Raw genomic sequence first — 13,062 nt, 5'->3', positions numbered from 1 at the left:
GAATCCTCTCGTTGATGGCGGCATGTTGATGATGGCAAACGGCTTGGCGGGCGAGGCGGATGCCCTCGTCGATGGGGCGGCGCTGCTCGCGCGCATTCGCCAGTGGGCTGCCGAGCTGGGCTTCGGGGCCATCGGTGTTGCCGGCGTCGACCTCGGCGGCGCCGAGCCCGGGCTCGCCGCCTGGCTGGAGGCCGGTTTTCACGGCGAGATGGATTATATGTTGCGCCACGGCATGAAGCGCGCGCGGCCGGCGGAACTGGTGCCGGGCACCTTGCGCGTGATCAGCGCACGGCTCGACTACTGGCCCGACGCGGCCGGCGCCGAGGCCAACCTGGCCGATGGCGCGCGCGCCTACGTGTCGCGCTACGCCCTGGGGCGCGATTACCACAAGGTGCTGCGCAACCGCCTGCAGAAGCTGGCCGAGCGCATCGCGGCCGAGACTCCCCACGCCTTTCGCGTGTTCACCGACTCCGCGCCGGTACTGGAGGTCGAGCTGGCCAGCCGCAACGGCCTGGGCTGGCGCGGCAAGCACACCTTGCTGCTCGATCGCGGCGCGGGGTCGTACTTTTTCCTCGGCGAGATCTTCACCGACCTGCCCTTGCCGCTCGATGCGCCGGTCGATGCGCATTGCGGCCGCTGCACCGCCTGTATCGACGCCTGTCCGACCGGCGCCATCGTCGCGCCCTACAGCGTCGATGCACGGCGCTGCATCTCCTACCTGACGATCGAGCTGAAGGACGCGATTCCCGAGGCGTTGCGGCCGATGCTGGGCAACCGTATCTACGGTTGCGACGATTGCCAGCTCGTGTGCCCGTGGAACCGTTTCGCCCGGCTGACGAAAGAGCCGGACTTCGCGCCGCGCCACGGGCTGGACAGCGCCGGCCTGGCAGCGCTGTTCGCCTGGAGCGAGGTGGATTTCGCCGAACGCACCGCGGGCAGCGCCATCCACCGCATCGGCCACGAGCGCTGGCTGCGCAACATCGCCGTGGCCCTGGGCAACGCGCCGACGACGGCGGAGGTGCTGGCCGCGCTGCAGTCCCGCGCAGACCACCCTTCGGCCCTCGTGCGCGAGCACGTCGTCTGGGCGCTCGCGCGGCATGGAAGGCAGCCGGCCGGCTAGAATCGCCTTCCGCGCAATTGCGCATCAAGCCCTGACGGACAGCCATGGAAGACCGCCTCGAATCCCTCGAAACCAAGATGATGTCGGCCGAGGATCAGCTCGACGAGTTGAATCGCACCGTGTGGCGGCAGCAGCAGGAGCTCGACCTGCTGCGCGGGCAGGTGCGCCAGCTGGCGCAGCAGCTCAAGACCCTCCAGCCCGGCGCGCCCGGCCGGCCGGAGGACGAGATCCCGCCGCACTGGTGAGGCCTGGCCTCAGATCAGCGCGCCGGTCAGGCGCGCCAGGGTATCGCCGAAGGCGCTGGTCAGGATCACCACGATCGGCATGCCGTAGCAGAAGGCGTACATCGCGCGGCGGATGCGGCGCGTGGCGGTGGGCAGTTCGAGATAGTGGTCGCAGACGATGCGAACCTTGATCCCCATCACCAGCGCGACCAGCGCGGTGACGCCCAGGCCGGCGTCCGGCCGCCCACCCAGCGCCGCGCCGCCCACGCTCAGCAGCACGAGCCCCAGCCAGGCCAGGTCGAGCTTGCGGATTTCGCTCATGTCGTGGTCTCCGTATTCAGCGCAGCACGTAGAACAGCGGGAAGATCATCAGCCAGATGATGTCGGTGGTGTGCCAGTACACCGCGAAGGATTCGAGGCCGGCATATTCTTCGGCCGAATAGGACCCGGTCGCGGTGCGCAGCATCACCCAGATCATGCCGAGCAGGCCCCAGAACACGTGGATCAGGTGGTTGAAGCTCAGGTAGTAGTAGGTGACGATGAACACGCCCGCGTCGCCGTCGAGGCCGTGGGCGAGGTTCCAGCGTATTTCGAACAGCTTGATGACCGGGTAGCCGAGGCCGAACACGAAGGCGCCGATCAGCCAGCGCAGGCAGGCGCTTTGCCGGCTGGCGCGCATGGCGTGCACCGCGCGCGCCACGCACCAGCCGCTGGTCAGCAGCATCAGCGTGTAGCCGGTGCCGGCCAGCAGCGACAGCCGCTCCGGGCCGGCGCGGAAGATTTCCGGATGGTGGGCGCGGGCGATGAAATACACGGCGAACATCAGCGCGAATTCGGTGACTTCGCAGAAGATGCCCACCCACATCGCCTTGCTGCCGGGGATGCGGCCTGCGGCGGGTGGGGAATCCGGCACGGTGATGGCGTATGACATGGCGGGACGCGAGGCTCGGGGAGGATCGGATTTTCCTCCGGCCGCGGGGGCGCCGCCTTGACGCAGGGTAATTCGCGGCGGCCGATGCGATACTTGCCGCCTGCGAATCACCAAGGAAGCGGGAAAGCATGAAACTGAACAAGATCGCCCTGGGCGCCATCGGCGCTGCGCTGCTGCTGCCGTCCGGCGTCCACGCCGAAACCGTGGGTGCCGTCGATACGGCCTTCAAGCTCATCGGGCGCAACCACCAGATCGTGGTCGAAGCCTTCGACGACCCCAGGGTGAAAGGTGTGTCGTGCTACGTGTCGCGCGCCCGCACGGGGGGCATCAAGGGTTCGCTGGGGCTGGCGGAGGATACCTCCGACGCGTCGGTCGCCTGCCGCCAGGTGGGTGAGATCAGCCTGTCCGAGGCGCTCAAGCCGCAGGAGGAGGTGTTTTCCGAGCGCTCCTCGATCCTGTTCAAGAAAGTGCGCATCGTGCGCATGGCCGACGCCAAGCGCAACACGCTGGTGTATCTGGTCTACAGCGACAAGCTCATCGACGGCAGCCCGCAGAACAACGTCACCGCCGTGCCGCTGCCGGCCAGCGTGCAGCTCAAGCTGCGCTGACGGACATCAGGCGGCGGCGACTTCCTGCAGGCTGCACTTGGCGACGCCGAAGCGCGTCTTTACCAGCAGGGGATAGCGTGCGCCGCTGAAGCGGCCGTAATGGCCGATGTTGTAGCCGACGACACGGCCGGCCACATGGCCGAGCAGGACCTCGCATCCGACACGATAGCCCGCGTGGATCGCGCGGCAGACCGCGACTTCGACGCCGTCCGGGCGCACGGGGTCGTGGGATGGGTGGCCTGAGCCTTTCACGACCGTAAGAGGGTGGGCGCACATGATGACCTCTCTGTCTCGATGCTTGAAGCGTGGCGCGCTTTTTCGTGCTTTCCGCCTGGTCCCGATCTTAAGCCCGGCCCTGCCCGGGCGTACGTGAGGCGTGTCACGGCGGGCATGTTCCGGGGAAGGCCGGTGGATGAGGGCTGAGCGGGATTTTTACATTTTCATGACAATCACTCGGGTAGTCTGGCGCGTCCGTGTTCCCCGCCAACGTCTTCGCCCCGAGGAAGCCCCATCGTGTTCGTCTCCGACCGCCGCCAGCGCGCCCTGTACTGGTTCCTGACCTGGATCGTCCTTGCCCTGCACCTGGGCCGTTTTTTCGATTTCGCCGCGCCGTCGGGGCTGTTCGTCTACCAGCTCGCGCTCGTCGGCAGCTACGCCTTCCTGTTCCTGTTGCCGGTCGTGTTCGTAGCGTGGCTCGCCGGGCGCGCGGCTGGCGGCCCGGGGCAGGGGGCGGCGGCTCGCCTCGCGGCGGTGCTCGCGGTGGTGCTGGCGGGCGCCGTGCAGATCGCCCTGTACGGCGACCACTTGGTATGGCGGCTGTACGGTTTCCATCTAAACGGCTTCGTGTGGAACATCCTCACCACGCCGGGAGGCATCGCCGCGCTCGGTTCGTCGGCGTCGACCGAGCGTGACGTCGCGCTGCTCGCGGCCGGCATCTTCGCCCTGCAGACGCTGATCTTCTTCGCCGCGCGTGCATTGGCGCGCGGGCCGCTGCCCGCGCCAAGGCTGGTGTGGGTGCTGCCGCTGTTCCTGGCCGTGACCGTCGGCGAACGCCTGGGCTATGCCGTGAGCCATTTCTACGGCTACACGCCCTTGCTCGAGAACGCCCAGCGTGTGCCTTTCTACCAGCCGCTGACGATGCGCGGGGTGTTCGAGAAGCAGCTGGGCTGGGAGCGCCCGCAGCGGCTCGAAGTGGCCACCGCCAGGCTCGAAGGCGCGCTGCGCTATCCGCAGGCGAAGCTGCGCATCGAACCGCCGGCGAAGCCGTTGAATGTCGTCTGGCTGGTGGCCGAGTCGTGGCGCGCTGACACGCTCGATGCGCGCGTGATGCCGCAGATGCATGCGCTGGCCGGGCGCGCGCAGCACTTCACCCGGCATTTCTCCGGCGGCAACGGCACCCGCATCGGCGTCTTCAGCCAGTTCTACAGCCTGCCGGCCAATCTGTGGTTTCCGGTGCTCGACGCGCGCGTCGGCAGCCCGCTGATCCAGACCCTGCGCAAGCAGGACTACCAGATGCGGCTGTTCACCAGCGCGCGCTTCACCTACCCGGAGTTCGACAAGACCGTGTTCGTCGATGTGCCGCGCGAACAGATGGTCGAGGACGCAGAAGGCGAGACCTGGATGCGCGACCGCCGCAACGTCGAGCGCCTGATCGAGTTTGTCGACCGGCGCGATCCCGCGCGCCCGTTCATGGCCTTCCTGTTCTTCGAGTCGCCGCACGCCAACTACAACTTTCCGCCCGACTCGGTGATCGAGACCGGCTATCTCGAAGATTTCAGCTATGCCGACATGGAACTGGAGCGCGACATCGGCGCCATCCACAAGCGCTACGTCAACGCGGTGCATCACCTCGACAGCCAGCTCGGCAAGCTGATGGCGCATCTCGAACGCCGTGGCCTGCTCGACGATACGCTGGTGCTCATCACCGGCGACCACGGCGAGGAATTCATGGAAAAGGGCCGCTGGGGCCACAACTCGACTTTCGTCGACGAGCAGTTGCGTGTGCCGCTGCTGCTGTGGGTGCCGGGCCGGGCGCCCCAGCGCGTCGATGCCCGCACCAGCCATGCAGATCTGCTGCCCACGATCATGCCCTTGCTCGGCGTCGCCAACCCGCCGTCCGACTACGCCATCGGCCACAGCCTGTTCGAACCCCAGCCGAAGCGCCTGCTGCTGGCCGGCGACTGGGACCGCCTGGCCTTCCTCGGCGAGGACTACAAGCTGGTGCTGCCTTTCTCCAGCGGTAGCTTCACGGCGATGCAGGTCAGCGGTGCGGACGACCGCGCGCTGGCCAACGAATCTGCGGTGATGCGCGCGCAATTGCCGACGATCCAGGGAGAAATGGGGCGCTTGAGGCGTTTCCTGGGCCATTGAGGGCCATGCTGCGGTCCGTGACTGCAGCGGCAGCGTAGCCTCAGCCCGCCAGCCAGCGCCCCAGCGCGGCGACCTCGGCCGGGATGGGCTGCGTTGTTCCGCCGTCGAGCGAGATGCGTTCGATCAGGCGCGTCAGCACCGCCTCCAGCGGCAGCGTCGGGCCGAAATGCAGCGCTTCGCCATGCCTGAAGATGGCCAGCGTGGGGAAGCTGTCGAGATCGATGTCGCCGACGATCTCGGCATCGTCCTCGATGTCCGCCCAAGCCGTCAGCATGTCCGGATGGGCAGCGGCGATGCGTTCCAGAAGCGGCTGGAATTCGCGGCAGGTGCCGCACCACTCCGCGCACAGCGCGACGACGACCAGCGGGCCGTCGGCGAGGCGGGGATGGCTGAGGAGGGTCTTGAGCGGAAGCAGCGTGGACATCAGGGGGTCGCGTGCGCGGTCTCGTGTGCGGGCCGGGCGGCGGCCGGCCTGTTCGGGAAGAAGTTCAGCGTCTGCACCGCCACGGTGTCGCGCATTCTGGCGATGTGCGGCTTCATCGCGCCGACCACGTGCATTTCGCAGCGTTTGCAGTCGAAGCGCAGCGTCAGCGTCTCGTTGCCGTTGACCAGTTGCATCGGTTCGGGGCGGATGCCTTTCACCTCCTTCGGGCACAGGTTGAAGCTGTAGCGCAGGCAGTGCTTGGTGATCATCAGCGAAACCTCGTCGGTGCGCTGGTTTTCCTCGAAGGCCGCGTCGATGAGCTGCACGCCGTGGCGGGCATAGAAGGCGCGTGCCCTGTCGTTGAGGACGTTGGCCAGGTAGCTCAGCGCGTCCTGCGGATAGGGCGCCGGCGGTTCGACCGGCGCGGCGCGCGGTGGGCGCGCATGGGCGGCGATCCGCGCCGCCTCCAGCCGTTCGACCGCGTTGCGGCGCAGCGTGTTGAGCTGGCCGGAGGGCAGGAAGGGCGGCGCGGGCAGGTCGAGCACGAGGTGATCGAGCGTGAAGAGGGTGTTGCCCAGCTTGCCGATGTGCTCGCGCAGCGCGGCCTGGGCGCGTTCGGCATGTTGCGCTGGCTCGAAGGCGGCGGCGAGCGTGGCACAGGCGCTGATGCCGTCCTCGTCGGTGAGCGTCAGTGCGAAGCCGCCGCCGTTGGCCAGGGCCAGGTGCGCGTCGATGCGGATGCGGCGCTCGGACGATTTCTTCTCCAGCGCGCGTTCGAACACATGGTCGTGGTTGCGGAACACCGAGGTGCCGGGCACGAGCTCGGGCGGCAGCGCCTCGGACGGAAAGACGCGGTCGATGCCTTCGCCGCCGCCGTCGGGCTCGGAGCGGTTGACGCGCAGGCCGGTCAGTTCGCCCTTCGGGCCGTACCAGGTCAGGCCATCGGCGTTGTGGATGGGCGCGCTGCGCTCGATGTCGAAGAATCTGCGGCCCTTGGTGTCGATCTTCGTCACCCGGCCGATCGGCTCGCCGACGAACTTGGGCGACTCGAAGGCCTCGATGCCGTGCCGGCGTTCGTTGGCAAAGTAGTCGGTGTAGCCGCGGTTGAAGGTCTTGTCGGCCTGCGGGGTGAACAGGAAGGTGGTGCGCCCGCTGGAGGCGCGGCGGTAGGCCGGGCCGTCCGCGTCCGGGTGCTCGATGATCTCGTCGAGCAGCATGCGATAGTGCGCGGTGATGTTCTTGACGTAGGACAGGTCCTTGTAGCGCCCCTCGATCTTGAACGAGCTGACGCCGGCCGCCGCCAGCGCGCGCAGGTTGGCGCTCTGGTTGTTGTCCTTCATCGACAGCATGTGCTGCTGGCTGGCGATGGTGTTGCCGTCCTTGTCCTTGAGGTCGTAGGGCAGGCGGCAGGCCTGCGAGCATTCGCCGCGGTTGGCGCTGCGGCCGGTGTGGGCGTGGCTGATGTAGCACTGGCCGGAGAAGGCCACGCATAGCGCGCCGTGCACGAAGTATTCGAGCTGACAGGAGGTGGCGGCGGCGATCTTGCGCACTTCGGCCAGCGACAGTTCGCGCGCCAGCACGATCTGCGAGAAGCCGACGTCCTGCAGGAAGCGCGCCTTGCTGGCGTCGCGGATGTCGGTCTGCGTGCTGGCGTGGAGCTGGATGGGCGGCAGGTCGAGTTCGAGCAGGCCCATGTCCTGCACGATCAGCGCATCCACGCCCGCATCGTAGAGCTGCCGGATCAGCCTGCGCGCCGGTTCCAGTTCATCGTCGAACAGGATGGTGTTGGTGGCGACGAAGACCTCGGCGTGGTAGCGGTGGGCATGCGCAACCAGGCGCGCGATGTCCTCGACCGTGTTGTCGGCCGCCGAGCGGGCGCCGAAGGCGGGGCCGCCGATGTACACCGCGTCCGCGCCGTGGTTGATGGCCTCGATGCCGAAATCGGCGGTCTTGGCCGGGGCGAGGAGTTCAAGGGTATGGCGAGGATTCATGGCGCGGCTCGTCGGCGCTGGGCACGCAAACGCTTGATTGGAAAGGCCGCGATGATAGCAACTGGCCAGGAGGCTGACGAGCGGCAAGGTGTGGCGAAGTACGTTTCATGGCAGCGGCAGGGCCCCGGTCAGGCGCTTTGGGCCGTCCTGCGCCCGAGCATGGCGGCCGGGATCAGCACGAACAGGCCGACCGCGTCGGCCACCCAGTCCCACGGGTCGCCGACGCGGTAGCCGGTCTGGCTCTGGGCGATTTCCATCGCCGCGCCATAGAGCAGCAGGCCGGCGGCGATCCGCAGCGGATGTCGCGGCCAGCCTGCCACCGCCAGCAGCGCAAGCGCGGCGAACAGTACCGCGTGCTCGATCTTGTCCTGCCACGACACGACCTTGACGATGTCGGGCTCGGGCATCAGGGCGAGATAGAAGGCGGCGACGAGCGCGGCGAGGAAGGCGAAACGGCAAGTCGTGCGAACGGATGAGGGCATGGGCAGTCGGACGGAGGTCGGTGGGGTTCGGATCGAATGGAGCGCGTTGCGGCGCATGTTGGCATCGAGCGGAAGGAGGCTGGGGAATGAGAGGATTGCGTGGTCTGATGTCGTTGGTGGCGCTGGCTACCGGTGTGTTGGTGTGGGGGCCTGCGGCCGCGGCGGACGTGGTGCTGCGCACCGAATCCGGCCAGGCCAGGCTGGTCGAGGTGGCGCGCGGCCTGGATACGCCGTGGGCCATGGCCTTCCTGCCCGACGGGCGCCTGCTGCTGACCGAGCGGCCCGGCCGCATGCGCCTGGTGGCCGCGGACGGCACGGTCTCGGAACCGCTGGCAGGCGTTCCGGAGGTGCATGCCCGCGGGCAGGGCGGCTTGCTGGACGTGGCCTTGAGCCCGCATTTTGCAACAGACCGGACGATCGTGTTTTCGTTCGCCCAGCCGACCGCTTCCGGTGCGCGTACCGCGGTCGCCCGTGCGCGCCTGGATGCCGAGGCGCTGAGGCTGGACGACGTGACGGTGATCTTCAGCCAGAACGAAGATCCGTCGGGCAACCACCACTGGGGTTCGCGGCTGGTGTTCGACCGTGAGGGGCGGCTCTTCGTCACGCTCGGCGACCGCTTCCATTCGCGCGACCGTGCGCAGGCGCTGGACAGCCACCTGGGCAAGATCGTGCGCATTGGCCTGGACGGCAGCGTGCCCGGCGACAATCCCTTCGTCCGGCAGGCGGACGGCGATGCGAAGGCGCAGCCCGAGATCTGGTCCTACGGCCACCGCAACGTGCAGGGCGCGGCGCTCGATCCGCTGACCGGCGAGCTGTGGGCGCACGAGCATGGACCGCAGGGCGGCGACGAGCTGAACCGGGTGCTGCCGGGACGCAACTACGGCTGGCCGGTGATCACCTTCGGGCGCGAATACGTGATCGGCACCCGCATCGGCGAAGGCACGGCCCGAGCCGACGTCGAGCCGCCGCTCAAGCAATGGACGCCGTCGATCGCACCGTCGGGCATGGCCTTCTACACCGGCGACGCGTTTCCGCAGTGGAAGGGCAACCTGTTCGTCGGCGCGCTGAAGTTCCAGCTGTTGGCACGCTTGGTGCTGGAAGGCGGCAAGGTCGTGCATGAAGAGCGCCTGGACATCGGCAAGCGTATCCGTGACGTGCGCCAGGGGCCGGATGGCCGCTTGTGGCTGCTGGACGAAAGCGATGGGCGGGTGCTGCGCCTGGATCCCGCCTGAGCGCGGGACGGATTCAGCCCGCCTGCCTGATCGCCAGCACCGCCTGGTTGCGCAGCGTGCGCAGCAGGGCCAGTTCCTGGCCGCCGATCTCGATCTCGCCGGCGTTGTCCTTGTCGGCGTAGATCAGCGCCACGGCGCGATTGTTGATCATCAGCGGAAACAGCACGAAAGTGTGCGAAGGCATCGATTTCCGGTACCAGGCGGGCACGCGGGCGGCGATCCCGGGGTCGTCGATGTCCGAGATCAGGATGTCGACGCCCTTTGCCGCGGCGACGCCGAAGACGTCGTCGGGCTGCGCGGAGAGGCCGAAGCGGATGTTCTTTGCCAGTTCGGCGGCGCCGGGGCCGAAGCCGAAGCGGCCGCTCATCGTGTTGCCGTGCGCATCGCGTATGCACAGCAGCACGTGCTTGAAGCCCATCGCGCGATACATCGTCTCGAGGATGATGCGCAGCACGTCGTTGAGCTTGAAGTCCTCGACCAGCGTGTTGCTGATGTCCTGGATGCCGGAACTGAGCACCGCCTGCGCGTCGGCGGGCTTTTGCCCGGCCGGCCCGGATTCGCCGATGAGCCCTTGTTCGAGCAGGGCGCTGGCCGGCAGAGTGCCGGGTGCCTGTGCGCCGGCGGGCTGCCCGTTCCTGGCCGCCCAGGCGGCGAGCTGGCGGCCGAGTCCCGTCTCGCCCGCGCCGAGCCTGATCGCCTGGGCAAAGGACTCGGCCTCGCCGACCGCTGCCTGCATGAGCTCGCGCACGGTGTCGGCATCGAGCGGCACCGCGTCGGCGAAGCGGCCGGCAATCGCCTGCAATGCCTGGTCCTGCTCGGCGGGTACCAGGCGGGTGATGGCGTCGCAGCATGCATTGGCGCAGGCGGACAGCGCGCGCAGGCGCTCCGCCGCGGTGGCCGGCTTGCGCACCGCGCCTTCGGGCGGCCTGCGCATGCTGTCGAGGATGAGCGCGGGAAAGCCCCAGCTGCGTGCGATGCCGATGCCGAGATCCTCGAAGCTGACGCCTAGTACCCGCTGCGCGGCGACGTCCTCGCTGCAGTCGAACTGCTTCATCGCCAGGCGGATGTCCTCGCTTTCTTCCGCAAAATAGAACTGCGACAGCAGCCGCCCCAGGTTGTGGAAGGTCGCGCAGATGAAAGCCTGCTCGAGGTCGTGCGTGCGCAGCCGGGCGGCGAGCCCCCGCGCGAACAGGCCGGCGAGGTAGGTGTGCAGGAACGCCTCGCGCAGTTGCCTGGCCTGGGGCCCGTTCTGCAGGTGCTCGAACAGCAGCATGGTGATCGCCATGTCGCGCACGGTATCGAAGCCGAGCACGATCACGGCGCGCGATACGGTGCTGACCTGGCCCCCGGCCGCGGGCCGGTAATGGGCCGAGTTGACCAGGCGCAGCAGTTTGTTGGTCAGGGAAAAGTCGCGCAGGATCAGGTTCGACAGCGTGCCGATCGTCTCGGCCTCGTCGGTGGCGATGCGGTTGATCGCCGCCACCGATTCGGACAGCGCGGGGAAATCGCGGCGGTGGCGCATGCGCCGCAGCAGGAAGTCGAGCGCACCGTTGCGCGATGTCTGGTGGGCCGCCTCGTGGCGCAGTGCGCCGCCGTCGTCCGCGGGTGGAGGGGCGATGGCTGGCGCATCGCCATCCCGCGCGTGCCGGCCGCCGGAGTCCTCGATCTGGTTTTTCATGGCTGATCCGGGTGCGAGAGGGGCCTTTGCCGTCCTGCCTGGCGCCTGCGCGGGCCCGATATGAATACCCCACGTTATTACAGGCGTGTGACGGCGTCCAGCATGCTGTGCAATCGGGGACACCGCAATCGGAAAGAGGCGGTTTTCGTGTAATCATCGCGCTCCCCTTCCAATTCAACCCTCCCCATTCAATTCGGACGTGATCGATGGAAAGCCCGTTCAAAGGTAAGACCGGCCTGCGCAGGGTATGGAATGCCTTTCACTATTCACTCGATGGGCTGCGCGCAGCCTATCGGCATGAGGACGCGTTCCGCCAGGAAATGCTGCTGGCGCTGCTAATGATTCCGCTGGCGGTCTGGCTGGGGGAAGGCGCACTGGAGCGCGCGCTGATGATCGGCAGCGTGTTGCTGGTGCTGATCGTCGAACTGTTGAACTCCGCCATCGAGGCCACGGTGGACCGCATTTCGCTGGAGCGGCACCGGCTGGCCAAGCGTGCCAAGGACATCGGCAGCGCCGCAGTGCTGATCGCCCTGATCAACGTCGCCGTGGTCTGGGGGCTGGTGCTGTTCGACTGAAAGGCGGAGCCGGCGGACGGGCCGGAAATGAAACCGGGCGCATTGCGCCCGGTCGTAGATGCTGAAGGCGGCTTCGCAGGCTCAGGCGGACTTCGGGCCCCAGCTGCGGACCGGCCCGGTGTCGATGTGCACGAAGTCCGACTCGGGATAATAGCCGACACCGCCGGCGCCCAGCGCCAGGGCCGCATCGCGCAGGTGTGCCGTGTCGCAGCCGACCAGGCGGATGTCGAGCGCCTTGCCGTCCATGTGCAGGCTGCGCTTGGCCACGCCGCCGCTGCCGGTGCGGCGCAGCATGCTGTTGGTTTTGGGCGAGCGGTAACCCGAGATGATTTCGAAGGTGCCCCCGCCGCAGGTCACGGTCAGCGCGTGCAGGATGTCGTAGAGTCGGGGGTCCATGCGGGCGGCCTCGCCGGTACGGAAATCACGAAGCAGCCAGCTCAGGCGCTGCAGCGAGGGTTCGACGTAGCCGTGGCGGTTGCGGTACAAGGCGTCGAGGTGCTCGTCGGTATGCGTGTGGCGGAAGGCCAGATGGCGGTCCGTGGCCGCATGAGCGGATGCGAACGGCAGGGCCAGCGGCAGGGCGGACAGCCCCTTCAGGAACAGGCGGCGCCGGGCGGCGGCGTGGTGGCGGGAGCTCACGATCATGAATATTCTTCAGCCCATACAAGCACTTAAAGGCGGCATCCTACCTGAACTCGGGATCGATTTGCGCAAATCAGTTGTAACGGCCGGGGCCGTCCTGATGCTCGCGGCAGCGGCCTGTCCGCCGCTGGCCCTGGCGCTCGGCGCCGAGCCTGAGGGCGGAATGGGCGCGGTGGGCGGAGGCGTCGTGGACGCCTTGCCGGGCCTGATTGAGAGCCGCCTGGCCACGTCGATGCGTACCGCCGACGATGCCACCTTGCTGTTCTACCGGCTGCGGGACTTCCGCCCTGCATGGACGCGGGCGGAGCAGTTGGACGGACTGCTCGAGGCGGTGGCTTCGGCGGGCGACCATGGCCTCGATTCGGCGGACTTCGCGCTGGAGGCGCTGCGTGCCCAAGCGCTGGAGGCGCGGGCGGGCCTGCCGGTCGAGCGCGTGGCCGAGCGCGAACTGCTGTTCACCGACATGCTGGCACGTCTGGCGCAGCAGTTGCGCCACGGCAAGGTGGACCCGCGCCGCCTGTACCGGGACTGGAATTTCTCGATGCCGGCCACGGCCGTGGAACAGGCCGGACGGCTCGCGCAGTTGCTGGACGACGGCCAGACCGTCGGGCCGGGCCTGGCGGCGGCCGTGCAGGCGCAGGCGCCGGACGTGGACCTGTACCGGCAGTTGCAGCTCGCGCTGAAGCAGTACCGCGTTGCCGCGGAGGCGGGCGACTGGCCCAAGGTGGCCGCCGGCCCGACGCTGCGGCCGGGCGAACGCGGCGCGCGCGTGGCCGAGGTGCGCG

The 13,062-nt window shown here is 68.2% G+C and carries 15 protein-coding genes; 7 read left to right on the top strand and 8 right to left on the bottom strand.

The annotated features are described in order from the left end of the window. The first annotated feature begins 22 nt into the window (after window positions 1–22). Window positions 23–1,120 carry a tRNA epoxyqueuosine(34) reductase QueG gene (queG, locus tag C666_RS07840; protein ID WP_004336363.1) on the top strand — a complete coding sequence of 366 codons (1,098 nt, stop codon included), beginning with the start codon at window positions 23–25 and terminating at the stop codon, window positions 1,118–1,120. 44 nt (window positions 1,121–1,164) lie between these two features. Then, the gene (locus tag C666_RS07835) at window positions 1,165–1,365 is read left to right on the top strand and encodes a SlyX family protein (protein ID WP_004336361.1); all 201 of its coding nucleotides are present in this window, start codon (window positions 1,165–1,167) and stop codon (window positions 1,363–1,365) included. 9 nt (window positions 1,366–1,374) lie between these two features. Here the strand turns inward: C666_RS07835 and C666_RS07830 are convergent, their stop codons facing one another. Both C666_RS07830 and C666_RS07825 read right to left on the bottom strand, forming a co-directional pair. Next, complete coding sequence (locus C666_RS07830; protein WP_004336359.1) at window positions 1,375–1,665, bottom strand: hypothetical protein; 291 nt, start codon at window positions 1,663–1,665, stop codon at window positions 1,375–1,377. A gap of 16 nt (window positions 1,666–1,681) precedes the next feature. Then, entirely contained in the window at window positions 1,682–2,209 is a 528-nt protein-coding gene (locus tag C666_RS07825; protein WP_038000164.1) for a cytochrome c oxidase subunit 3 family protein, read from the bottom strand. A 194-nt stretch (window positions 2,210–2,403) separates the two neighbouring features. Here C666_RS07825 and C666_RS07820 point away from each other — a divergent pair, with 194 nt between their 5' ends. Further along, a complete protein-coding gene (locus tag C666_RS07820) occupies window positions 2,404–2,883 on the top strand; it encodes a CreA family protein (RefSeq protein WP_004336356.1) in 480 nt (159 codons plus the stop codon). Between the two features lie 6 nt (window positions 2,884–2,889). Here the strand turns inward: C666_RS07820 and C666_RS07815 are convergent, their stop codons facing one another. Further along, the gene (locus C666_RS07815) at window positions 2,890–3,159 is read right to left on the bottom strand and encodes a hypothetical protein (protein WP_028791978.1); all 270 of its coding nucleotides are present in this window, start codon (window positions 3,157–3,159) and stop codon (window positions 2,890–2,892) included. A 237-nt stretch (window positions 3,160–3,396) separates the two neighbouring features. Here C666_RS07815 and C666_RS07810 point away from each other — a divergent pair, with 237 nt between their 5' ends. Next, window positions 3,397–5,253 (top strand): sulfatase-like hydrolase/transferase, encoded by a 1,857-nt coding sequence (locus C666_RS07810; RefSeq protein ID WP_004336352.1) that lies wholly within the window; start codon window positions 3,397–3,399, stop codon window positions 5,251–5,253. Between the two features lie 40 nt (window positions 5,254–5,293). Here the strand turns inward: C666_RS07810 and C666_RS07805 are convergent, their stop codons facing one another. From C666_RS07805 to C666_RS07795, 3 genes are all read right to left on the bottom strand, one after another. Next, window positions 5,294–5,677 (bottom strand): thioredoxin family protein, encoded by a 384-nt coding sequence (locus C666_RS07805; RefSeq protein WP_004336350.1) that lies wholly within the window; start codon window positions 5,675–5,677, stop codon window positions 5,294–5,296. Continuing rightward, window positions 5,677–7,668, bottom strand: coding sequence for a peptidase U32 family protein (locus C666_RS07800; RefSeq protein WP_004336348.1), 1,992 nt, complete (start codon window positions 7,666–7,668; stop codon window positions 5,677–5,679). Before C666_RS07800 ends, C666_RS07805 begins: the two co-directional genes overlap by 1 nt. A gap of 128 nt (window positions 7,669–7,796) precedes the next feature. Further along, on the bottom strand, window positions 7,797–8,150 hold the full coding sequence (locus C666_RS07795) for a VanZ family protein (protein ID WP_004336346.1): 354 nt from the start codon (window positions 8,148–8,150) through the stop codon (window positions 7,797–7,799). A gap of 107 nt (window positions 8,151–8,257) precedes the next feature. Here C666_RS07795 and C666_RS07790 point away from each other — a divergent pair, with 107 nt between their 5' ends. Continuing rightward, window positions 8,258–9,382 carry a PQQ-dependent sugar dehydrogenase gene (locus C666_RS07790; RefSeq protein WP_004336344.1) on the top strand — a complete coding sequence of 375 codons (1,125 nt, stop codon included), beginning with the start codon at window positions 8,258–8,260 and terminating at the stop codon, window positions 9,380–9,382. Between the two features lie 13 nt (window positions 9,383–9,395). On the opposite strand, the gene C666_RS07785 is transcribed toward C666_RS07790, so the two are convergent. Then, the gene (locus C666_RS07785; RefSeq protein ID WP_004336342.1) at window positions 9,396–11,060 is read right to left on the bottom strand and encodes an HDOD domain-containing protein; all 1,665 of its coding nucleotides are present in this window, start codon (window positions 11,058–11,060) and stop codon (window positions 9,396–9,398) included. 206 nt (window positions 11,061–11,266) lie between these two features. Here C666_RS07785 and C666_RS07780 point away from each other — a divergent pair, with 206 nt between their 5' ends. Beyond that, a complete protein-coding gene (locus C666_RS07780) occupies window positions 11,267–11,635 on the top strand; it encodes a diacylglycerol kinase (RefSeq protein WP_004336340.1) in 369 nt (122 codons plus the stop codon). Between the two features lie 81 nt (window positions 11,636–11,716). Here the strand turns inward: C666_RS07780 and mepK are convergent, their stop codons facing one another. After that, complete coding sequence (gene mepK, locus C666_RS07775; RefSeq protein ID WP_004336338.1) at window positions 11,717–12,280, bottom strand: peptidoglycan L,D-endopeptidase MepK; 564 nt, start codon at window positions 12,278–12,280, stop codon at window positions 11,717–11,719. Window positions 12,281–12,377: 97 nt separating this feature from the next. Between mepK and C666_RS07770 the strand changes: the two genes are divergently transcribed. Next, on the top strand, window positions 12,378–13,062 hold a 685-nt coding region (locus tag C666_RS07770), incomplete at its 3' end, for a L,D-transpeptidase scaffold domain-containing protein (protein WP_004336336.1).

It is taken from the genome of Thauera linaloolentis 47Lol = DSM 12138, from assembly GCF_000310205.1.
In the GTDB taxonomy this organism is placed as follows: domain Bacteria; phylum Pseudomonadota; class Gammaproteobacteria; order Burkholderiales; family Rhodocyclaceae; genus Thauera; species Thauera linaloolentis.
This window is presented reverse-complemented; position numbering and strand designations above follow the sequence as displayed.

Excerpts from the sequence above, each read along its gene's own strand:
- queG (WP_004336363.1), top strand. The coding sequence starts at position 23 with ATGTTGATGATGGCAAACGGCTTGGCGGGCGAGGCGGATGCCCTCGTC.
- C666_RS07835 (WP_004336361.1), top strand. The coding sequence starts at position 1,165 with ATGGAAGACCGCCTCGAATCCCTCGAAACCAAGATGATGTCGGCCGAG.
- C666_RS07830 (WP_004336359.1), bottom strand. The coding sequence starts at position 1,665 with ATGAGCGAAATCCGCAAGCTCGACCTGGCCTGGCTGGGGCTCGTGCTG.
- C666_RS07825 (WP_038000164.1), bottom strand. The coding sequence starts at position 2,209 with ATGTGGGTGGGCATCTTCTGCGAAGTCACCGAATTCGCGCTGATGTTC.
- C666_RS07820 (WP_004336356.1), top strand. The coding sequence starts at position 2,404 with ATGAAACTGAACAAGATCGCCCTGGGCGCCATCGGCGCTGCGCTGCTG.
- C666_RS07815 (WP_028791978.1), bottom strand. The coding sequence starts at position 3,159 with ATGTGCGCCCACCCTCTTACGGTCGTGAAAGGCTCAGGCCACCCATCC.
- C666_RS07805 (WP_004336350.1), bottom strand. The coding sequence starts at position 5,677 with ATGTCCACGCTGCTTCCGCTCAAGACCCTCCTCAGCCATCCCCGCCTC.
- C666_RS07800 (WP_004336348.1), bottom strand. The coding sequence starts at position 7,668 with ATGAATCCTCGCCATACCCTTGAACTCCTCGCCCCGGCCAAGACCGCC.
- C666_RS07795 (WP_004336346.1), bottom strand. The coding sequence starts at position 8,150 with ATGCCCTCATCCGTTCGCACGACTTGCCGTTTCGCCTTCCTCGCCGCG.
- C666_RS07790 (WP_004336344.1), top strand. The coding sequence starts at position 8,258 with ATGTCGTTGGTGGCGCTGGCTACCGGTGTGTTGGTGTGGGGGCCTGCG.
- C666_RS07785 (WP_004336342.1), bottom strand. The coding sequence starts at position 11,060 with ATGAAAAACCAGATCGAGGACTCCGGCGGCCGGCACGCGCGGGATGGC.
- C666_RS07780 (WP_004336340.1), top strand. The coding sequence starts at position 11,267 with ATGGAAAGCCCGTTCAAAGGTAAGACCGGCCTGCGCAGGGTATGGAAT.
- mepK (WP_004336338.1), bottom strand. The coding sequence starts at position 12,280 with ATGATCGTGAGCTCCCGCCACCACGCCGCCGCCCGGCGCCGCCTGTTC.